The organism is Nonomuraea sp. MTCD27, from assembly GCF_041950495.1.
Classification (GTDB): Bacteria; Actinomycetota; Actinomycetes; order Streptosporangiales; family Streptosporangiaceae; genus Nonomuraea.
Genome location: NZ_JBGNUW010000014.1, coordinates 117,099 through 136,713, shown reverse-complemented (window position 1 = coordinate 136,713; position 19,615 = coordinate 117,099). Strand labels below are relative to the sequence as shown.

The 19,615-nt window shown below is 71.0% G+C and carries 17 protein-coding genes; 6 read left to right on the top strand and 11 right to left on the bottom strand.

Annotated features, from left to right (window positions below; genetic code table 11):
- Positions 1-122: 122 nt before the first annotated feature.
- The 4 genes from ACBJ59_RS35770 to ACBJ59_RS35755 all read left to right on the top strand — a co-directional run bounded on the left by ACBJ59_RS35770 (position 123) and on the right by ACBJ59_RS35755 (position 4,943).
- A complete protein-coding gene (locus ACBJ59_RS35770) occupies positions 123-1,967 on the top strand; it encodes a 2-oxoacid:acceptor oxidoreductase subunit alpha (protein ID WP_375114606.1) in 1,845 nt (614 codons plus the stop codon).
- Positions 1,960-3,006 (top strand): 2-oxoacid:ferredoxin oxidoreductase subunit beta, encoded by a 1,047-nt coding sequence (locus ACBJ59_RS35765; protein ID WP_375114605.1) that lies wholly within the window; start codon positions 1,960-1,962, stop codon positions 3,004-3,006. Before ACBJ59_RS35770 ends, ACBJ59_RS35765 begins: the two co-directional genes overlap by 8 nt.
- Positions 3,007-3,134: 128 nt before the next feature.
- On the top strand, positions 3,135-4,034 hold the full coding sequence (locus ACBJ59_RS35760) for an NAD-dependent epimerase/dehydratase family protein (protein WP_375114604.1): 900 nt from the start codon (positions 3,135-3,137) through the stop codon (positions 4,032-4,034).
- Between the two features lie 9 nt (positions 4,035-4,043).
- A complete protein-coding gene (locus ACBJ59_RS35755) occupies positions 4,044-4,943 on the top strand; it encodes a glycosyltransferase family 2 protein (protein ID WP_375114603.1) in 900 nt (299 codons plus the stop codon).
- A 3-nt stretch (positions 4,944-4,946) separates the two neighbouring features.
- Here ACBJ59_RS35755 and ACBJ59_RS35750 read toward each other — a convergent pair whose 3' ends face one another.
- From ACBJ59_RS35750 to ACBJ59_RS35740, 3 genes are read right to left on the bottom strand one after another with little or no spacing between them, the layout of a single operon-like run.
- Positions 4,947-6,308: a hypothetical protein gene (locus ACBJ59_RS35750; protein ID WP_375114602.1), complete on the bottom strand. Its 1,362-nt coding sequence runs from the start codon at positions 6,306-6,308 to the stop codon at positions 4,947-4,949.
- A gap of 9 nt (positions 6,309-6,317) precedes the next feature.
- A complete protein-coding gene (locus tag ACBJ59_RS35745; protein ID WP_375114601.1) occupies positions 6,318-8,399 on the bottom strand; it encodes a glycosyltransferase in 2,082 nt (693 codons plus the stop codon).
- Between the two features lie 3 nt (positions 8,400-8,402).
- A complete protein-coding gene (locus ACBJ59_RS35740) occupies positions 8,403-9,179 on the bottom strand; it encodes a WecB/TagA/CpsF family glycosyltransferase (protein ID WP_375114600.1) in 777 nt (258 codons plus the stop codon).
- Positions 9,180-9,348: 169 nt separating this feature from the next.
- Between ACBJ59_RS35740 and ACBJ59_RS35735 the strand changes: the two genes are divergently transcribed.
- Entirely contained in the window at positions 9,349-9,900 is a 552-nt protein-coding gene (locus ACBJ59_RS35735; protein ID WP_375114599.1) for a dTDP-4-dehydrorhamnose 3,5-epimerase family protein, read from the top strand.
- On the opposite strand, the gene ACBJ59_RS35730 is transcribed toward ACBJ59_RS35735, so the two are convergent.
- Together ACBJ59_RS35730 and ACBJ59_RS35725 are read right to left on the bottom strand one after the other, a co-directional pair.
- Positions 9,836-11,218 carry an O-antigen ligase family protein gene (locus tag ACBJ59_RS35730; RefSeq protein WP_375114598.1) on the bottom strand — a complete coding sequence of 461 codons (1,383 nt, stop codon included), beginning with the start codon at positions 11,216-11,218 and terminating at the stop codon, positions 9,836-9,838. The two genes, ACBJ59_RS35735 and ACBJ59_RS35730, sit on opposite strands and share 65 nt — an antisense overlap.
- A 3-nt stretch (positions 11,219-11,221) precedes the next feature.
- The gene (locus ACBJ59_RS35725; RefSeq protein ID WP_375114597.1) at positions 11,222-11,959 is read right to left on the bottom strand and encodes a hypothetical protein; all 738 of its coding nucleotides are present in this window, start codon (positions 11,957-11,959) and stop codon (positions 11,222-11,224) included.
- Between the two features lie 146 nt (positions 11,960-12,105).
- Between ACBJ59_RS35725 and ACBJ59_RS35720 the strand changes: the two genes are divergently transcribed.
- Entirely contained in the window at positions 12,106-12,978 is an 873-nt protein-coding gene (locus ACBJ59_RS35720; RefSeq protein ID WP_375114596.1) for a DUF6492 family protein, read from the top strand.
- On the opposite strand, the gene ACBJ59_RS35715 is transcribed toward ACBJ59_RS35720, so the two are convergent.
- The 6 genes from ACBJ59_RS35715 to ACBJ59_RS35690 all read right to left on the bottom strand — a co-directional run bounded on the left by ACBJ59_RS35715 (position 12,957) and on the right by ACBJ59_RS35690 (position 19,614).
- Positions 12,957-13,976 carry a hypothetical protein gene (locus ACBJ59_RS35715; RefSeq protein ID WP_375114595.1) on the bottom strand — a complete coding sequence of 340 codons (1,020 nt, stop codon included), beginning with the start codon at positions 13,974-13,976 and terminating at the stop codon, positions 12,957-12,959. The genes ACBJ59_RS35720 and ACBJ59_RS35715 overlap by 22 nt on opposite strands.
- Before the next feature lie 64 nt (positions 13,977-14,040).
- A complete protein-coding gene (locus ACBJ59_RS35710) occupies positions 14,041-14,916 on the bottom strand; it encodes a glycosyltransferase family 2 protein (RefSeq protein ID WP_375114594.1) in 876 nt (291 codons plus the stop codon).
- On the bottom strand, positions 14,903-16,357 hold the full coding sequence (locus ACBJ59_RS35705; RefSeq protein ID WP_375114593.1) for an oligosaccharide flippase family protein: 1,455 nt from the start codon (positions 16,355-16,357) through the stop codon (positions 14,903-14,905). The genes ACBJ59_RS35710 and ACBJ59_RS35705 overlap by 14 nt, the downstream gene beginning before the upstream one ends.
- 10 nt (positions 16,358-16,367) lie before the next feature.
- Entirely contained in the window at positions 16,368-17,327 is a 960-nt protein-coding gene (locus tag ACBJ59_RS35700; protein WP_375114592.1) for a hypothetical protein, read from the bottom strand.
- Positions 17,321-18,598 (bottom strand): DUF4910 domain-containing protein, encoded by a 1,278-nt coding sequence (locus ACBJ59_RS35695; RefSeq protein ID WP_375114591.1) that lies wholly within the window; start codon positions 18,596-18,598, stop codon positions 17,321-17,323. Before ACBJ59_RS35695 ends, ACBJ59_RS35700 begins: the two co-directional genes overlap by 7 nt.
- Positions 18,595-19,614 carry an NAD-dependent epimerase/dehydratase family protein gene (locus ACBJ59_RS35690; RefSeq protein WP_375114590.1) on the bottom strand — a complete coding sequence of 340 codons (1,020 nt, stop codon included), beginning with the start codon at positions 19,612-19,614 and terminating at the stop codon, positions 18,595-18,597. Before ACBJ59_RS35690 ends, ACBJ59_RS35695 begins: the two co-directional genes overlap by 4 nt.
- Position 19,615: the final 1 nt, after the last annotated feature.

The following is a 19,615-nucleotide window of genomic DNA, read 5'->3' as shown; positions in this document are numbered from 1 at the left end:
GACTCCGACCGCGTTTCCCGCTTTACGCGGCATGCAAACGCGTGACCTTTCGAGGATCTAGCATGGATACAGAGAACGCGCCTACTGCAACCGCGCATTGGCGCGTCGAGGAGGACTGAGCTGTGGCAAAGCAGGTCCAGCAACTCGACCGCGTGATCATCAGATTCGCTGGAGACTCCGGCGACGGCATGCAGCTCACCGGCGACCGCTTCACCGCGGGCACGGCGGAGTTCGGCAACGACCTGTCGACGCTCCCCAACTTCCCCGCCGAGATCCGCGCGCCCGCAGGGACCCTGCCCGGTGTGTCGAGCTTCCAGCTCCACTTCGCCGACCACGACATCCTCACGCCCGGCGACGCGCCGAACGTGCTCGTGGCCATGAACCCGGCCGCGCTCAAGGCCAATCTGGGCGACCTGCCCAGGGGCGCGGACATCATCGCGAACATCGACGAGTTCACCAAGCGCAACCTCCAGAAGGTCGGCTACACCGCCAACCCGCTGGAGGACGATTCGCTGAGCGAGTGGCGGGTGCACGCGGTGCCGCTGACCTCGCTCACCGTGAAGGCCCTCGAAGGTTTCGACCTGTCCAAGAAGGACGCCGAGCGGTCGAAGAACATGTTCGCCCTCGGCCTGCTCTCGTGGCTCTACCACCGGCCGACCGAGCAGACCGTCAAGTTCCTCGAGCAGAAGTTCGCCAAGAAGCCCGACCTCGCCAAGGCCAACATCGCGGCCTTCCAGGCAGGCTGGAACTTCGGCGAGACGACCGAGTCGTTCTCGGTCTCGTACGAGGTCAAGCCCGCGCAGCTGGCACCGGGCGTCTATCGCAACATCTCCGGCAACCAGGCGCTGGCCTACGGATTGATCGCCGCGGCCGTGCAGTCGAAGCTGCCGCTGTTCCTGGGGTCATATCCGATCACCCCGGCCAGCGACATCCTGCACGAGCTGTCGAAGCACAAGCGCTTCGGGATCCGCACCTTCCAGGCGGAGGACGAGATCGCGGGTGTCGGCGCGGCGCTGGGGGCCGCGTTCGGCGGCGCGCTCGGCGTGACCACGACGAGCGGCCCGGGTGTGGCGCTGAAGGCGGAGACCGTCGGCCTGGCGGTCACCACCGAGCTGCCTTTGATCATCGTGGACGTGCAGCGGGCCGGGCCGAGCACCGGCATGCCCACCAAGACCGAGCAGACCGACCTGCTGATGGCCATGTTCGGCCGCAACGGCGAGTCGCCGGTGCCGATCGTGGCGCCGATGTCGCCGAGCGACTGCTTCGATGCTGCGGTCGAGGCGGCCAGGATCGCCGTCAAATACCGCACCCCGGTCATGTTGCTCTCGGACGGCTACCTGGCCAACGGCTCCGAGCCGTGGCGCCTGCCCGAGATTTCGGACTTGCCAGACATTTCGCAGGAATTCACGACTGAGCCCAACGGCGAGGACGGCGAGTTCCTGCCTTTCAAGCGTGACACCGAGACCCTCGCCCGCCCGTGGGCCATCCCCGGCACGCCCGGGCTGGAGCACCGCATCGGCGGCATCGAGAAGGCCGACGGCACCGGTAACATCTCCTACGACCCGAACAACCACGACCTGATGGTCCGCACGCGGGCCGCCAAGATCGCCGGCATCGACGTGCCCGACCTGGAGGTCGACGACCCCAGCGGTGACGCGAGGGTGCTCGTCCTCGGCTGGGGCTCGACGTACGGGCCGATCGCCGCGGCCGTACGGCGCATCAGGCGGGAGGGCGGCAAGGTCGCCCAGACCCACCTGCGCCACCTCAACCCGCTGCCCGCCAACACCGGCGAGATCCTCAAGCGCTACGACAAGGTCCTGCTGCCCGAGATCAACCTCGGCCAGCTCGCCCTGCTGCTGCGCGCGAGATACCTCGTCGACGTGATCAGCTACAACCGTGTGCGCGGGCTCCCGTTCAAGGCCGAGGAGCTGGCCGGAGTCATCCAGGACGTGATCGACAGTGACTGAGCTGGTGAACGGGAAGGGCTTGTCGCTCATCCCGAAGACCGACGTGAAGCAGAGCCTCAAGGACTTCAAGTCCGACCAGGAGGTGCGCTGGTGCCCGGGGTGCGGTGACTACGCGATCCTGGCCGCGGTGCAGAGCTTCCTGCCCGAGCTGGGGCTCAAGCGCGAGAACATCGTGTTCGTCTCCGGCATCGGCTGCTCCTCGCGGTTCCCGTACTACCTGAACACCTACGGGTTCCACTCCATCCACGGCCGGGCGCCGGCGATCGCCACCGGGCTGGCGGCCTCCCGCCCCGACCTCAGCGTCTGGGTGATCACCGGTGACGGTGACGCGCTGTCCATCGGCGGCAACCACCTGATCCACGCGCTGCGCCGCAACGTCAACCTGAACATCCTGCTGTTCAACAACAGGATCTACGGCCTGACCAAGGGCCAGTACTCCCCCACCTCCGAGGTCGGCAAGATCACCAAGTCGACCCCGATGGGCTCGCTGGACAAGCCGTTCAACCCGATCTCGCTGGCCATCGGCGCCGAGGCGTCGTTCGTGGCCAGGACCATCGACTCCGACCGCAAGCACCTGCAGTCGGTGCTGCGCCAGGCGACCGAGCACCGCGGCACGTCGCTGGTGGAGATCTACCAGAACTGCAACATCTTCAACGACAACGCCTTCGAGCAGCTCAAGGACCCCGAGGTCCGCGACGACATCACGCTGCGGCTGGAGCACGGGCAGCCGATCGTGAGCGCCTCGAAGGCCGTCGTACGCGCGCCGAGCGGCGGCATCCAGGTCGTGGCCCGCGACGGCGTGAGCGAGGACCAGATCCTCGTGCACGACGCCCACAACCCCGACCCGTCGGTGGCCTTCGCGCTCAGTAGGCTCGACGAGCCGGCGTTCGAGCACGTGCCGATCGGCATCTTCCGCCAGGTCGACCGCCCGGCCTACGACGTGCTCATGGCCGAGCAGCTGGAGGAGGCCGTGGCCCAGAAGGGTCCCGGCGAGCTGGAGGAGCTGCTGCTGGGTGGCGACACCTGGCGCATCGGCTGACTCACCCGCGCACCTGACGCCGCCGCCCGCTCGGGCGGCGGCGTTCGTGTTTCCGCACTTGCTGCATTCGTCCGTGTAACAGGCCATGGCCGGACGGGGATGCACCAGTGACCACGGGGGGAGTGCTCATGGCATGGAAGGGCAGGCGGGCCCTGGTGACGGGGGCCTCGGGCTTCATCGGCGGGCATCTCGTCACGCGCCTGGCCGCGCTGGAGGCCGACGTCCACGCGGTGAGCCGCAGGCCGGCGGCGGACGGCGCGGTGCGGTGGCACCAGGTCGATCTGCGTGACCAGGAGGCGACGGCCGAGCTGCTCGGCGCGGTGGCCCCCGACGTCGTCTTCCACCTGGCCAGCGAGGTCAACGGCGCCAGGGACCCGCAGGTGGTCCCGGTCACGCTCGCCGGCAACCTGCAGAGCACGGTCAACCTGCTGACCGCCGCCGTGCGGCACGGATGCCGCATGGTGCTGGCGGGCTCGATCGAGGAGCCCCGGCCGGGCAACGGGCAGGCCGCCGCGCCGTCGCCGTACGCGATGGCCAAGAGCGCGGCGTCGGGCTACGCCGACCTCTACCACCGGCTGTGGGGACTGCCGTGCACGGTCCTGCGGCCCTCCATGGTGTACGGGCCGGCGCAGCGGGACACGGCGAAGCTGGTGCCGTACGTGACGCTGGCACTGCTGCGCGGCGAGGAGCCGCGCCTGACCAGCGGCGCCAAGGTGGCCGACTGGGTCTACGTGGACGACGTGGTGACGGCCTTCGTCGCCGCCGCCGAGGACGACCGGGCCATCGGGCGGTCCATCGACGTGGGCACCGGGGTGAAGACCTCGGTGCGCGAGCTGGTCGAGCACCTCTACGCGATCGCGGGCGGCGGCGCGCGGCCGGGCTTCGGCGCGGTCGCCGACCGGCCGCTGGACATCACGCAGGTGGCCGACCTCGGACCGGCGCTGGAGCTGATCGGCTGGCGGCCCACCGTCGAGCTGGCGGACGGGCTGCGGCGCACGGTCGCCTGGTACGCCCAGCAGGCGTCATAGCGGGCACCGATGCGCATCGCCGCGGTGATCGTCACCTACAACAGCGCCGACGTGCTGGCCGGCTGCCTCGCCTCGCTCCCCGCGGCGGCCGAGGGAGTGGAGCTGGCCGCGGTCGTGGTGGCCGACAACGCCTCGGCCGACGCCGGGCCGGCCATCGCCCGGCAGGCCGGGGCACTGCCCGTGATCCCGGTCGACCTGGGCAGGAACGCCGGCTACGCCGCGGGCGTCAACGCCGGCCTGGACGCGCTCGATCTTGACGCGCTCGACGCCGTCTACGTGCTCAACCCGGACTGCCGGCTGCGCCCGGGCTCGATCGCGCCGCTGGCCGAGGCGCTGCGCGTGTCCGGGCGCGGCATCTCGGTGCCCAAGCTGGTCAACCCCGACGGCTCGCTCCAGCCGTCGTTGCGGCGGATGCCCACGCTGGGCCGGGCGCTGGCGGAGGCGCTGCTGGGCGGCACGCTGGCGGGGCGGCTGGGGCGGATCGGGGAGGTGGTCACCGACCCGCGCGCGTACGAACGGCCGGCCTCGTACGCCTGGGCCACGGGGGCGGCGATGCTGATCTCGGTGCCCGCGCTGCGCGCGGTCGGCCGGTGGGACGAGTCGTTCTTCCTCTACAGCGAGGAGACCGAATACTGCCTGCGCGCCGCCGACCTGGGCTGGACGACCTGGTACGAGCCCCGCGCGGTGATCGAGCACATCGGCGGCGCCGGCGGCACGGACCCCGCCCTGGCCGCCCTGCTCGCGGTCAACCGGGTCAGGCTGTTCAGGCGGCGCCGGGGCAGGCCGGCGGGCGCCGCCTACCACGCGATCCAGCTGCTCGGCCAGGCCGTGCGCGCGCTGGCGGGGCGGACCGTCGCCCGGGCCTGCCTGGCCGCGCTGCTGCGCCCCGGGCGGGTGCACGTGCCGTGAGGCTCAGAGCGGGATCTTGTAGATGTGGTAGGAGTGCTCGGCCGCGAAGGAGTCGCTGAAGCGTCCGGACCCGTCGATGGGGACCGTGCGCCCTTCGAAGAGGACCTCGGCCTGGCTCGCCTCGACCCCGGCGGGCAGGGTGAGCCGGCGGGTGCCCGGTTCGGCGTCGCGGTCCGGCATGGCGAAGACGTAGAGGGCGTCCCCGTGCCGCTTCAGCATGGTGTCCAGTCCCTTGCCGAACTCGTGCTGGTAGGACTGGGTGTTGAGCACGGGGGCGAGCTGGGCGATCCGCTTGTTCAGCTCGACGACCGTCGGCCTGATCCGGTCGCCGCAGCGCTCGCGCAGCACGTGCTGCGACTGGCAGGGCCCGCCGAAGTTGTGGTTGAAGTAGAGGATCCCGCGGGCCTCGTGGATGAGCGAGCTCATCACGGCGCCGGCCAGCTCGTCCGGCTCGATCGTGCGCTTGTCGTCGACGCCCGGCCAGCCCACCTCCACGACCGCGTAGACGGGCTGCAACTGCTTGTCGAGGGCGTCCAGCCGGCGGAGCTTCTCGATGATCATGCCGTAGTTGGCCGCCCGCCGGCACTTGTCGAGGGGCACGTTGATGTAGTTCTTGGCGTCCTGGCAGATGCCCTCGCTGGTGTACCAGTAGACGTCGGCCGAGGTGACGTCGGTGTAGTCGTTGACGAACCGGCCGGCCTGCTGGTCGTTCTCCCAGATGATGACGCCCTTGCCGAAGTTGGCGTAGTGCAGGCGGCCGTCCTTGGGCAGCCGCTTCTTCTGCTCGGTCAGCACGGTGTAGCCGCAGCTCTGGTCCTCGGGGACGCACAGCGGCCCCTCGCCGGGGTGGTTCCCGGTCCATTTCGCGTCACCGGGGCCCGCCCACATGTCGGCCTCGTCGTCGATCACCCAGCCGACCGTCTCGTCCCCGTGGCCGTCCAGCGGCTTGTCCGTGAACGCCCACATGCCGCCCTCGCGGACCCGCTGCGCGCTGCTGGTGCTCGTCAGGCCCATGTACGTGTTCAGGCCCAGCGCCTTGTCGCCTGCGGCGTCCCCGGGCTCGACGACCGACTCCAGCCAGACGCCGACGGGGAAGAACGCGGGGTCGGTCCAGCCCGCGGTCGCCATCCCGCCGAACTTGCCGTAGTAGGCGGGCCCGCCCTCCCACGGCACCCTGGGCAGGGCCTCCAGCGACGCGCCACGGGACGGCGTCGCGGGCTGCTCCGTCGTGCCGCCGGGCGGCCTGGTCGGCTCGTCACCCGGCAGGACCTGACGCCACCCGCCGGGATAGAAGTAGAGCAAGGCCAGCACCAGGACGAGGGTCCCGACGCCGAACACGGATAACAGGGACAGCTTTCGCCCCATCGAATCTCCTCAGCCTCTGCTTGGCGGCGCTTCGGCCATGGCCATGAGCTCGGCGGCGCGGGATGACCACGACGCGCCGAGCACGGACTCGCGCAGCGCTTGGGGTTCGCGTGGCCCGCCGTCGTCCAGGATCGAACGGATGGCCGCGATGAATTCGGCGGGGTCGGTGACGGCCCTGACCCGATCAGTATAGTTCGCGAGCTCCGCGAAGTCCGTGCTCACCACGGGGAGGCCGAGCGCCAGATACTCCTTGAGCTTGATCGGGTTCGCGTGCCGGATCCACGCGTTGTCCAGCCACGGCATGATCGCCACGTCGAACCCCGACCCGTACGCCGGGATGTCCTCGTAGGGCCGGAAGCCCAGCCAGTGGACGTTCGGATATTTGGTGAGCCGCTCCATCGGTGCAGTGGCGTCGCCGATGAGCACCAGGGACACGTCGGGCAGGTCCGCCGCGATCCGCTCCAGCAGGTCGAAGTCCACCACGAAGTCGTCGAGCGCGCCGAAGAAGCCCACGCGCGGCCCCGGGACGTCCGCCAGGTCGGCGGGCAGCCGGTCCCTCCTGGTGAAGTGCTCCAGGTCGACGCCGTGGTCGAGGAAGTGGGCCCGGTCTCCGGTGAGGTGGCGCTCCTCGGCCATCAGCGCCCCGCTGACGTAGAGCACGTGGTCGGCGCGGCGCAGCAGGGCCTCCTCCAGCTCCTGGATCGTCCCGGTGTCCGACTCGGGGAACGCGGAGTGCCGGTCCGACCGGTTGAACAGCAGCGCCCGCCTGCGCATCGGCCGGACCACGTCCCAGGCGGTGGGGATGGTCACCATGATCACGGGTTCGGTCAGCCCGATCGCCCGGCACACGACGCGTACCTGGGCGCGTACGAGCACGGCGTTGACCCGCCGTAACAGGGGCGAGCCGTAGAAGGGCAGCGGCAGCGGGGACATGACGTAGAAGTCGGGCATCGGCCTGCGGACGAACTTGGCCACGCTGCGCAGCTTGCGACCGATCCGGCGCAGCGGCTGGGTCGTCCTGCCCGGCGTCGGCATGCGCATGCCGATGCTGTTGACCACCAGCACCTTCCGCCGCCCGGCCACCGAGCGCATGAGCTGGAAGTCGGAGTGGGCCCGGTTGTGGTACCACCAGTCCTGGGCGGAGAAGCAGACGTAGCCGGGCGGCGCCGGCGTGGTCGGCGTGGCGGGCGTGGTCGGCGTGGCCGGCCACCGCGGCAGGGTGAGCAGGGCACGCAGCGCCAGCCGGTGCCGGTGGCCGCGTACGCGGCCTTTGGCGAGGGCCCGCAGCCCCTCGTTGAGCAGCACCGCCGCGCGCATGGCCAGCCCTGGGACCCTCCCGTGCCGCTCGCGGTGCAGCCGGACCCGGTTGGCCGCCGACAGCGCCCACAACGTGCCCGACGTCTGCTGCGCGCCGCCGAGGTGCACCGCCCGCGCCCGGGGCTGGTAGCGGACGGCGAAGCCGCGATCCCCGGCCCGGAGCATGTACTCGGTCTCCTCCGAGTACAGGAAGTACCGCTCGTCCATGGGGCCGAGCGCGTCCAGGCAGTCACGGGAGATCAGCCACGCGGCTCCCGTGGCCCAGTCGGCCGTGCCCTCGCGGGCGTAGCGCGAGCGATCCACCACCAGCTCCCCCAGGGGGGCGAACCGGCCCGCGCGCGGGCCGCCGAGCAGGGCCTCGCCGACGGCTCTGAGCACGGTGGGCCGCCGGCGCAGCGAGAGGTCCAGGCTGCCGTCCTCGCCGGTGAGCTCGGGCACGGCGATGCCGGTCCCCGGTACGGCCAGCGTCTCCCGCAGCCGGGCGACGGCGTCGAGGTCGAGCCGGATGTCCGGGTTGAGCACCAGCACGTCGCAGCCCGCCGCCGCCGCGATGCCGGCGTTCACCCCGGCCGCGAAGCCGCTGTTACGTTCCAACTGGACGATCTCGGCGGCCGGGTCGACCTGGCGTACCAGCTTGACCGTGTCGTCGGCCGAGGCGTTGTCGACCACGATGACCCGGGCCGGACCCTGGTCACGCAGGGCCAGCCGGACCGACTTCAGGCAGTCGGCGACCACCTCGGCGCTGTGATACGTGACGATCACTACCGCTAGCATCGTTCACCTTTCCCGCAGGCGGATGCGCAGGCTCTGGACCAGCAGGCGCAGGGCGAAGGGCATGTCGTGGACCAGGTAGCGGCGGGCCAGGCGGCGCGGTTCGAGCGCGAGCCTGTGCAGCCACTCGCCGCCGCTGCGCTGCAGGAGCGCCGGGGCGCGGCTGAACTGGCCAGCGGCCATCGGGATGCCCGCTCCGCACCCCAGGTGCCAGGCGGCCGGCAGCCGCGCGCGCAGCGTCGCGATCACCCGTTCCTGCTTGGGGAAACCGAGGCCGACGAGCACGAGGTCGGGCGCGGTGGCACTCACGCGCTCGGCGACCTCCCGCAGGTGCCGCGGGTCGGCGTCGAACCCGTACGGAGGCGAGTACGCGCCCGCCACCCGCAGGCCCGGATACCGCTCCGCCAGCACGCGCCCCGCCTCCTCGGGCACGCCCTCGTCGCCGCCGAGCAGGAACACGGAGCGGCCCTCCGCCGCGGCCCGCTCCGACAGGGTGAACACGAGGGAGGCGCCGGTCACCCGCTCCCGGATGGCCGCGCCCGCCAGCCGGCCGGCCCACACCACGGGCATCCCGTCGGCCACCACCACCTGGGCCTGGGCGACCAGCGCGGCGAGCTCGGGATCGCGGGTGGCCGCGCGGACGATGTCGACGTTGGCTGTCACGATCCAACCGCCCTGACCGGCCCGCCAGCCGGCCGCCACTGTCTCGGCCAGCTCCGTCTCCGTGATCACCATCACGTCGATCGCGCCGACCCGTACCCGGGCCGAAGCAGCCGAGGGCACGGCATGATCCGCGGAAATACGATCGCCCCCAGCTTCCGATCGCTCGAATGCCCCTGTTCCAACGGGTAATCGGGCGATATAGGAGGCTTGTTACGTCCGCTGGGGTTAACAGTGAAAGACGCTAAGAAAACGCCCTATTTGATGGCTCGACATGGAATATATAGGGGGCATGAGAGTAGAGCATGGCGCGCTCGACGGGGTGCTGCTGTTCGTGCCGTCCCCCCACCGCGACGACCGGGGGCTGTTCACGCGCACCTTCGACACCGCCGTCGCCAGGGAGGCGGGCCTGACGCCCGAGTCCTTCACCCAGGACAGCCAGTCCCGCTCGCGCCGCGGTGTCGTCCGCGGCCTGCACGGCCGCTCGGGGCGGGGTGAGGCCAAGCTCGTCAGGTGCGCCCGCGGCGCCATGTACGACGTCCTGGTGGACGCCAGGCCCGGCTCTCCCACGTTCGGCAAGACGATGGCGGTGACGCTCGACGACGAGAGCTTCGTCACCCTCTACGTCCCGCCGGGGCTGCTGCACGGCTTCCAGTCGCTCACCGACCCCGTCGACACCTGCTACCGCATCGACCGCGCGCACGATCCCGCCGAGGACCTGTCGGTGCGCTACGACGATCCCGATCTGGGGGTCGACTGGCCGCTGCCCGCCGCCGGGGTCAGCGCGCGGGATCTGGCGGCGGGCTCGTGGGCGGAGCTGTGCCGCCGGCTGGGTTCGGGCTGACCTGCTCGGCCCGCGCGGCCCGCAACAGCGCTCCGGCCGCGCCGACCAGGAGGAAGGACAGCCCGGTCGCCGTCGCGAACGCGATCAGGTCGAAGGTGAACGACCCGACGAGGGGCACGACCAGGCAGGCGGCGATGGTGAGCCCGAGGTCGCGGACACCGGGGTCGGCGCTCAGGTATCTGGCCTTGAGCGCCGAGTAGAAGGCGACCACGAAGAGCCCGGCGAAGGTCAGGGTGCCGAACAGCCCGGTCTCCACCATGGACAGGATGTACTGGTTGTCGAAGATCTGGTGCTTGGGGGCGTACCAGGTCCCCATGCCGCGGCCGAGCCAGAAGTGCCGGCCGATCTCCTGGGAGGCGACCGCGTAGTCGTGCGTCCTGTACTGGATGCTCGGGTCGTAGCCCAGGTTGGTGAACAACCCCAGAATGGCGTTGATCAGGCCGGGCGCGGCCAACCTGATGACCACGAGGAAGCCGGCGGCCACGATCAGCGCCTGCACGCGGCGCCGCGCCGGCCAGCCGGCGAACAGCACCGCGCCGACCACCGCCAGGCTCAGCATGGCCGAGCGCGACACCGAGAACATGAGCCCGCACCCGATCAGCAGCGTGCACACCCACCAGCGCAGCGCGGGCTGCCCCCGCAGGCGCGCCTTCGTGGCCAGGTGCACGCCCAGCGGCAGGATCATGGCGCAGGTGACGCCGAACTCGATCGGGTGGCCGGCGGTGGCGGCCACCCGGCGCAGCTCCGCGCGTTCGAGGACGAAGGTGTCCTCGCTGGTGTAGCGGAGGATCGGCAGTTCCAGGTACGTCGTCAGGTCGATGGAGAACAGGAACTGGAAGGCCCCGATCAGCGACATGACCGTGCCGGCGACCACGACGGTCTTGAGCAGGAAGTCCAGGCGGCGGAACCCGCGGACCCCGTCGCAGACCGTGAGCCCGATGCCGACCGAGGCGATGATCAGCACGAAGGCGTGGTCCGCCATGTTCAGCTCGTCGGACTCCAGGAATCCGGCGGTGGTGAAGCCGTAGGTGGCCACCATGGCGGTGAAGTAGGCGAACAGCGCCGTGCGTACGGGTGTGCGTCCCTTGGCCACCCCCAGCGTAAGCGTGAGCTGCGCGCACAACCACAGCAGCGCCGCCCCCAGGCTCACGATGTTGGCGGGAGTGAGGGAGAGCGGCAGCAGCCTGAGCACCAGCCGGGCGGGCACGATCATCAGCACCACGGCGAACACCGCCGCGACGGTCGCGCCGTCGGCGCGTCCCGGCGCGGGGGCGTCGGCGAGCGCGGGCAGGCTCCTGCCGGGCAGCTTGAGCGCCACCGGTCACGTCCCCCGCTCGGCCGTGGCCAGTTCCCCGGCCTGCGGCTCGGCGGTGTCCCACGGCTGTCCGCGCCGGGCTCTGCGGGCCCGGTAGGCGCGCAGCGGGCCCGCCAGGTTGTCGGCGGCGAAGGCGGCGCACAGCGCGCCGATCGCCCCCAGGCCGAGCGCGGCCGCCGACGAGCGCAGCTTCCTGCCGTACTGCGGGGTCGGCGTGGTCGGCGGCACGGCCGCCCTGATCGTGATGAACGTCTCCGCGGGCGCGTGCACCTGCTTCTGGCGCAGCTCCAGCTCCTTCGCCACCCGGTCCATGACCTTCAGCGCGATGGCGGTGGCCGCCTCCGGCCGGGTGCTCTCGCCCTTGACGAACACCAGCGGGCCTGTGGCCAGCGACTCCAGGTTGTTGGTGCCGTTGGTGACCGCGTACGCGGGATCGCCGTCGACCTTGACGCCCATCTCGGCCACCATGTCGGGGGTGCTCATGACGCTGATCAGCATCGAGGAGGCCACGCTCAGCCCGTGTTCGAAGTTCAGCAGCGGGTTCACCCGGGGAATCGGCGCGTCCGGGTCGCCCGGCGTGACGCCGCCGCTGGTGGGCGCGGTCAGGACGAGCACCGCCTCGGTGCTGTAGGTGATGGGGATCGTGGAGTAGGCGAAGAACGCCGCGCCCATGGCCAGCAGAAAGGCCGGCACCGCGACGTACCATCGCCGGATCAGGACGAGGATGGTCCCCCAGAAATCCACGCGCCCTCCACGTTCTTCCCGCCTCATACATGTCGTGCGGAGCGGGGTGGAGCGTTACATAAATCCCTGTAACACCACCCAAACCATCACGATAAGGAGGTCAGAAGGCGCATCGCGCTGCGCGGGGGAAACTGGAGACCGTCTTCATGAGTTCTTTGGCCGTCGTTACGCCCACGTACGGACCCGACGCCGAACTCTTCGCCCACCTGCACCGATCCGTCCTGGAGTTCACCTCCGACGACACCGTGCACCACGTGGTGATCTCGCCGTCCGACCGGGCGCTGTTCGCCGGCTACGCCGGGCCGCGGTGCCGGATCTGGACGTATCCGGAGATCCTGCCACGCCGCATCCTCCGGCTGCCCGGCGTCGGGCTGTGGGTCAACGCGGCCCGGCCGTGGCCGCCGCTGCGCGGCTGGATCATGCAGCAGGTGGCCAAGATGGCCGTCGCCGCGCGGCTGGAGTCGAAGGTGGTGCTGGTGGCCGACTCCGACGTGGTCCTGGTCCGCCCGGCCACCCCCGACCTGTTCGTACGGGACGGCCAGGTCTGCCTGTACCGGGTCGGCGACGGGGTGCACGAGGGCATGCCCGACCACGTCACCTGGCACCGGGTCGCCCGCGAGCTGCTCGGCCTGCCGGCCTCACCCGCGCTGCCGAAGCCCGACTACGTCAGCTCGCTGGCGTGCTGGGACCCGGCCGTCGTCAGGGCGATGCAGCAGCGGATCGCCTCGGCCACCGGCCGGCCCTGGATCGACGCCTTCGCCGCGCACCTGCAGGTCTCGGAGTTCATCTGCTACGGCGTGTACGCGGACGAGCTGCTGGAGACCCCGGCCCCGGTCAACAACACGCTCTGCCACTTCATGTGGGACACCAACCCGCTGGACCAGGCCGGCGCCCTCGCCTTCGCCGACCGCCTGCCGCCCGAGGCGGTCGGCATGATGATCTCCGCCAAGTCGCACACGCCAATGGAGGCCAGGACTGCCGCCATCCGCCGCTGCGCTCAGGTGGCCGGGTCCGGCTGATCGTCGTCCGGCTTGATGGCCGGGAAGGTCTGGGTGTCCGCGTCGCCCAGCTCCGGGCTGTCCGGCGGGAACTCCGCCAGCGTCCCCAGCGGCGCCTTGACACCGTTGCCCACGACCGCTTCGGCCACGCGCGCGGGCTCCTCGACGGCCTTGCCCGCCTCGCCCTTGCGCACCGGCCCGTGGCCGAACTTGACCAGCGTCCCCTGCATGGGATCCGCGTCGAGGTCGGGCGCGCTGACGGTCACCGGCTCGGGCGTCGATTCAGGCTCCGGCGTCGCTTCGAGCACGGGGTCGAGCACGGGGTCGAGCACGGGCGCGGGCTGCCCGTCCGGCTCGCCGGTGGCCTCGCGGATCGCTCGCAGCCGCTGGTACCCGTAGGCCACGCCGAACCCGCCGACCACGCCGAGCAGCCCGCCGCCCGCCGTCGCCATCAGCCGGTCCTGGATGACGAGTTTGGGCACGGAGGCGGGCATCACGTCGAGGATGCCGATGTGCGTGCTGATCGGCGCGCCCAGAGCGGTCTGCCAGGTGGCCAGCTCCACCCGCACCCGGCGCTGCGCCTTGATCATGACCTCCTGGACCGTACCGGGAGAGGTGCTCTCCACCTCCAGGTAGATGAACGGCCCGTTGGTGCTGATGCTCAGCAGGTCCGGATTGGTCCGGCCGTCGTTGATGGTCAGGGTGGTGGGCCCGCCCTCGGGGGCGCCGATCTCGGCGGCCACGTCCTCGGTGTTCGTGGACAGGATGAGGATGCCGGCCGTGGTCCGCAGCGCGTCGCTGAACTGCAGCAGCGGATTGGTCAGCCCCGGCTTGCGCAACGGCTCGGTCTCCAGCGTCCCGCCGGTGGCGGGGATGGTGAGGACCATGGAGGCCGTGGACACGTAGCGGCTGGGCAGCAGGAAGTACGCGGCCAGGGCCAGCCCGATCGTGGCCAGTGCGATGGGGATCCCGACGGCTCTCTTCCTGGCCAGACCGAAAATAGTCTTCCAGAAGCCCACTATTATTTGCCCCCGTCAGCGTTGTACCGGTACAAACAGGAAATCGCGCTGTTCACTGGACGTGTTACACCAGCCGTGCCATTGCCAGCAATTTCCGGCTCCGGTGCGCGACCGTACGGCGCTGGCGGCGCGCGTACATGCGCACCACGGCGGACCGCGCCCGGCGGCGCCGCTCCGGCGTGAGCTCCGCCTCCGCCACCCATCGCAACAGCTCGCGCAGCTGGAGCGTGTTGGCCAGGCGGGCCTGCCAGGGCGGCACGTCGAGCCGGCGGGCGACGCCCGCGATCCGCTCGACCCGCGTGTTGCGGTACGCCAGCACCTCGGGCACGTGCGCCCACGGGCCGGCCAGCGCGAGCTTGGCGGCGAAGACCTCGTCCTCGCGCAGCATGTTCCGCCGCGGGATCTCGGTCGCCGGGCCACGCCGCAGCAGCCCGTAGAGCGGGTCCATCAGCAGCGGGCTCTCGTTGAGCAGCCGGAGCAGCTCGGAGAGGCGCTCCACGGGGTCGTCCGAGCCCAGGCCCGTGCCCTCGTACGGGCTGGTCCTGGTCACCCCGTCGGGCCCGGTGTAGCCGACCTGGGTGGTGACCAGGATGATCCGCTCGTCGGCCGCGAAGGCCGCCATGGCCCGCGAGAGGCAGGCCGGGTCCAGCCGGTCGTCGTCGCCGATCCAGCGCACGAAAGCGCCCTTGGAGATCCGCGCGGCGTGCATGAAGTTGTTCAGCAGGCCGACGTTGTGCGGGTGCCGGTGGTAGACGATCCGGCGGTCGCCGGCGGCCAGGTCCCTGCACAGCTCCTCGGTGCCGTCGGTGGAGGCGTTGTCCGAGATGACCAGCTCCAGGTGCCCGTAGTCCTGGGCGAGCACCGATTCGACCACGCCTTCCAGCCGCTCGGCGCCGTTGCGTACCGGCAGTGCGATCGAGACCAGTTCAGAGCCGGGCATGGGCCCTCCCTTGGTTCAGCAGTCGTCGGAGTGTCGCCGGCGGCGTGGCGAGCAGCGCGAAGACGAGCAGCCCTGAACCGCCGACGACGAGGAGTTCGAGCAGCGGGTCGCCCTCGAACGTCCCGGTGAACAGCACCATGAGCAGGCCGGCCCCCAGCGTCGCCAGCGCGGGGCGGACCAGCCCGGGAAGGATCGGCTTGACGCGTACGCCCTGCCGGTGCAGCAGCAGGACGCTCAGCGGCAGCGCGACGAGGACGGCCACGACGGCGTGGCCGATGGCCGCGCCCCTGATGCCGCCGTAGTGCGCGCCGGCCAGCAGCGCGGGCAGCAGCGCGATGGCCCAGCCGAGGTTGAGCCAGACCGTGCTCTTGGTCGCGCCGACCGAGATGAGGATGTCCGTGGCCAGGAACGACGTGATCATGCGCACGACCATGACGACGGCCAGGAAGCGCAGCACCCCCGCCGCCGGGTCCCAGCGGGGCTCGTAGAGGAACGCGACGAGCGGATGCGCGAGCGTGGCCATGACCAGCGCCACGGGCAGCACGAAGGACAGCAGCAGCGGGACGGATCGCCGCACGCCCTCCGACAGCGAGTCGCCCTCCTCGGCCAGGCGGGAGAAGCTGGGCAGGGAGACGTAGCGCAACGCCGTGCCGATCAGCCCGGGCACCCAGCTGGAGACGTTGAAGGCGAGCAGGTAGTAGCCGAGCTGCACCTCGCCGAGCACGGCGCCCACGACGACGAAGCTGGAGTTCATCAGCACGGCCTCCAGGCCGAACCCGGCCGCCGACGGCAGGCCGAAGCGCAGCAGCCGGCCGGCCACGGCCCGGTCGAAGCCGTACACGAAGGGCATCCTGGCCAGGGCGAGAACGATGACACCCGTGACCACGGACGCGGCCAGCTGGCCCCAGGCGAAGCTGTAGGCGCCCGCGCCGCCCACGGCCAGCGTGATGGCCAGGGCGGCGTTGACGGCGAAGCCGGCCAGGTTGGCGATGGCCAGCTTGTCCTGCGCGAACTCGCGCATCAGCGCGGCGCTGCGCACCGCGGTCACGGCCTCGACCAGGATGACCGCGGTGAGCAGCCGCACGACGCCGGTCGCCTCCTCGCTGCCGGCCAGCGCGGAGAAGTACGGAGCCCCCGCCCAGAACAGCCCGTAGAGCCCGGAGGCGAAGAAGAACGCGAGCACCGTGGCGGTGGGCGCGATCTCGTCGAGCCGCCCCCGCCACTGGATGACGGCGGCCATGATGCCCGCGTCCTTGACGACCATGACGAACTGCGTGGCCGCCAGGGCGACCGCGTATATACCGAAGTCCCCGGGCGCGAGGAGGCGCGCGAGCACCAGGCTCATGACGAAGGAGGCCGCCTTGGTCACCGTGTTCCCGAGGAGGCTCCATCGCAGTCCACGGCCCGCCTTGCGGCCGATGGATTCGACGTTCTCGTTCATTCCCGCCTTTTCATACCGCTCGTTCCAGCCAGATCTCCCGCCAGAACGGCACGAACTCGCGGGGGCAGTTGAGGCTGTGCACCCCCTCGCAGACGACTTCCTCGAGCACGATGCACGGGTTCTTCATGTGCAGCATCGCGCCGGTCTTCTCGTCGATGCACCGCTCGACCCTGGCCTGCACGCGCGCCGTCCGCCCGCAGTAGCGGGCCATCTCCTGCTCGAAGCCCATGCCGCGGTTGAGCAGGTCGGCGTTGAGCGTCTTGAGGATCTCCTCCTTGGGCTTGACCCTGACCAGCTCTCCCGGGCGCAGGTCGAGGGTCTGCGCGGGCGTGGGGCCGGTGACCCGGCCCTTGAGGAAGCCCCACGGCAGCCCGCCCCTGAGCCACAGCCGCCGCGGCAGCACGCGCCTGGCCAGGTGCTGCAGCCGGTTGAACAGCCCGATGGCCAGGCTCTGCAGGGTCCTGAGCGGGCCCACGTTGCCCGAGCGCACGTCGGTGACGTACTGCGTGACGTTCTTGAGCGGCAGGCACGTCGGCGCCGCCCGCAGCAGCTCGGTGGCCTGGCAGGCGAAACGTTCCGCCCCGCCGTCGCCGGCCGGCTTGCGCGTGTTGACCTCGAGCAGCGGCAGCAGCCGCGGCTCCTGGACCGGAGGCGCGGGCTCGCCCGCCACCCGCCTGATCCAGGCCTCCTTCCAGTACAGGGAGCAGGCGGTCTGGCAGCCACCGTGCGCGGACCCGTCGCAACGGGCCCCCGTCAGGTGAACGGCGCGCTCCATCTTGCGCAGCCCGGTGCGGGCCTGGGTGTCGCACAGCTTGTGCGCCACTTTGTGCACGGTGAGCCGCCGGCCGCAGTAGGCCAGCATCTCGGGCATGAACGGCAGCCCGTCGAGCTCGCCACGCTCGTCCAGCGTGGCGAGGATCTCGGCCTCGCTTCGTACTTCCACCAGGTCTCCGACCCTGAAGTTCAGCACGCCATCTCCTTGACCAGTCCGGCCGCCAGCAGCGCCTGAGCCGCGTCCTCCAGCGCGGCGAACGGCATGTCGGAGCGCTGGGCGATGTCGAGCAGGCTGTGCTCCCCGTCGGACAGGTTCAACACCCATAACATCGCCATCTGCGCCTGTTTCGTGTCACTCCGCCCTCCGAGCGAGCCGTACAGGCCACGTCGGCCCAGTTGCGGTTCGCCGTAAGGGCTGAGGTTGAGCAAGGTGCGATCTCCCTCCAGCACCCGGGTGACCTGCCAGAGCGTCTCCAGCGTGTCGGCCAGGGCGGTGGGGGTGACGAAATTCGGGTTGTCTCCCGACGTGTGATATTCCGGATATCCGGCGTACGGCGTCCTGGTGAGGCTGCCGAACGGCAGGTTGAAGCCCGGCGAGCAGAACTGCCGCTCGTCGTAGCCGTACGGTGAGAACGGCAGCACGTCGTGCGGCCGGTCCTTGAGCACGTGCGTCACGGCCCGGTCGATGCCGGCGTCGCCGCGCCTGCTGCGCTTGTACGTGAGCGACCCCGGATCACCCGCGCAGGCCAGCGTGAGCCCGTGCGCGATCCGGTGCACGCGCTCCCTGTTCAGCGCCAGCCAGGTGATCGCGCCGATCGTGCCCGGCATGAACAGGAAGCGATAGGTGAACCGGGGCCGCCCCCGCTGCCCGGCCAGCCGCCGGGCCAGGCCCGTCGCCACCGCGATGCCGGCCAGGTTGTCGTTGGCCAGCGACGGATGGCAGGTGTGGCAGGAGATGACCACCTCCTCCTCGGTCCTGCCGGGGACGACGTGCTCGGCGATGGTCAGCGAGCCGTCCTGGAGCGTCGAGTCGATCAGCACCTCGTACGGCCCCTCGTCCAGCGCGTCGAGCGTGCTCTGGCGCAGGCAGAAGCCCCAGGTCTCGGCGTAGTAACCGGTCCGGTAAGGGATCAGATCGGGCTGCTCGGGCAGCGTGTGCAGGCGCGGGCGCAGCTCGGCCAGCGAGTACGTCCCCGACACCGGCACGCTGTAGCCCACCACGTGCAGGTTCGACTCGCGGAAGTCGACGACCCGGCGCCCCGTGGCGTCCTTGACGTAGGCGTCGCGGATGTTCCACTCCTTGGGCACCGTCCAGTCGAGCACCTCCGTGCCGGTCGGCACCTCGGTGATCTCCAGCGGGACGTGCTCGCCGACGATCTCCAGCGTGGCCCGCACGCCGTCGCCGGTGATGCTCCTGCACAGCGGGTACAGGCGCTCGACCAGGGCGTGCAGCTCGGCCCCCGTCATGGTCGCAGCTCTTCGCCGATCGTCCCGTCGAGCCTGCGGTCCGACAGCCTGGCCAGGCGCGTGAAGCGGCGGTCGAAGTCGTGCCTGGTCAGCCCGTGCTCACGGTAGGCCTCGGCCAGCTCGGCCGCGCCCGCCTTGACCGTCCAGCGGGCCTCGTAGCCGGGCAGCGCCGCCCGTACCCGCGCGAAGTCCACCCGGTAGGAGCGGGGGTCGTTGCCGGCCTCACCGGTGATCACCAGCCGGGAGCCCGGCACGGCCTCGGCCACCTCCGCGGCGATCTCGGCCACGGTCACGTTGTTGCCCTCGGTGCCGATGTTGAAGGCCCGCGCGTGCACGGCCTCGCGCGGCGCGTCCAGCGCGCGCAGGAACGCCTCGGCGATGTCGCGGGCGTGCACCAGCGGCCGCCACGGCGTCCCGTCCGACAGCACCCGCACCTCCCCGGTCAGCACGGCGTGCCCCACCAGGTTGTTCAGCACGATGTCGGCCCGGAGCCGGGGCGAGAAGCCGAAGGCCGTGGCGTTGCGCATGAAGACCGGGGTGAAGTCGGCGTCGGCCAGCCCCACCAGGTCCTCCTCGACGCGCACCTTCGACTCGGCGTACGGGGTGACCGGCTTGAGCGGCGCGTCCTCGTTCACCAGGTCGTCGCCGCCCGAGGCGCCGTAGACCGAGCAGGTGGAGGCGTACAGGAACCTGCGCACCCCGGCCTCCTTGGCCAGGCGGGCCAGCCGTACCGAGGCGTGGTGGTTGATGTCGTAGGTCAGCTCCGGCGCGAGCGAGCCGAGCGGGTCGTTGGAGAGCGCGGCCAGGTGAGCCACCGCGTCGATGCCGGTCAGCAGGTCCGGCGGCACGTCCCGCAGGTCCACGGCGTGGCCGGGCGGGTCGGCCGGAGGGGGGCCGAGCACGCAGTCGGCGAACAGGCCCGAGTCGAGGCCGATCACCTCGTGTCCGGCCGCCGCCAGCACGGGGGCCATCACGCTGCCCAGGTAGCCCTGGTGCCCGGTCAATAGGATCCGCACG

Excerpts from the sequence above, each read along its gene's own strand:
- ACBJ59_RS35760 (WP_375114604.1), top strand. The coding sequence starts at position 3,135 with ATGGCATGGAAGGGCAGGCGGGCCCTGGTGACGGGGGCCTCGGGCTTC.
- ACBJ59_RS35755 (WP_375114603.1), top strand. The coding sequence starts at position 4,044 with ATGCGCATCGCCGCGGTGATCGTCACCTACAACAGCGCCGACGTGCTG.
- ACBJ59_RS35750 (WP_375114602.1), bottom strand. The coding sequence starts at position 6,308 with ATGGGGCGAAAGCTGTCCCTGTTATCCGTGTTCGGCGTCGGGACCCTC.
- ACBJ59_RS35745 (WP_375114601.1), bottom strand. The coding sequence starts at position 8,399 with ATGCTAGCGGTAGTGATCGTCACGTATCACAGCGCCGAGGTGGTCGCC.
- ACBJ59_RS35735 (WP_375114599.1), top strand. The coding sequence starts at position 9,349 with ATGAGAGTAGAGCATGGCGCGCTCGACGGGGTGCTGCTGTTCGTGCCG.
- ACBJ59_RS35720 (WP_375114596.1), top strand. The coding sequence starts at position 12,106 with ATGAGTTCTTTGGCCGTCGTTACGCCCACGTACGGACCCGACGCCGAA.
- ACBJ59_RS35710 (WP_375114594.1), bottom strand. The coding sequence starts at position 14,916 with ATGCCCGGCTCTGAACTGGTCTCGATCGCACTGCCGGTACGCAACGGC.
- ACBJ59_RS35705 (WP_375114593.1), bottom strand. The coding sequence starts at position 16,357 with ATGAACGAGAACGTCGAATCCATCGGCCGCAAGGCGGGCCGTGGACTG.
- ACBJ59_RS35695 (WP_375114591.1), bottom strand. The coding sequence starts at position 18,598 with ATGACGGGGGCCGAGCTGCACGCCCTGGTCGAGCGCCTGTACCCGCTG.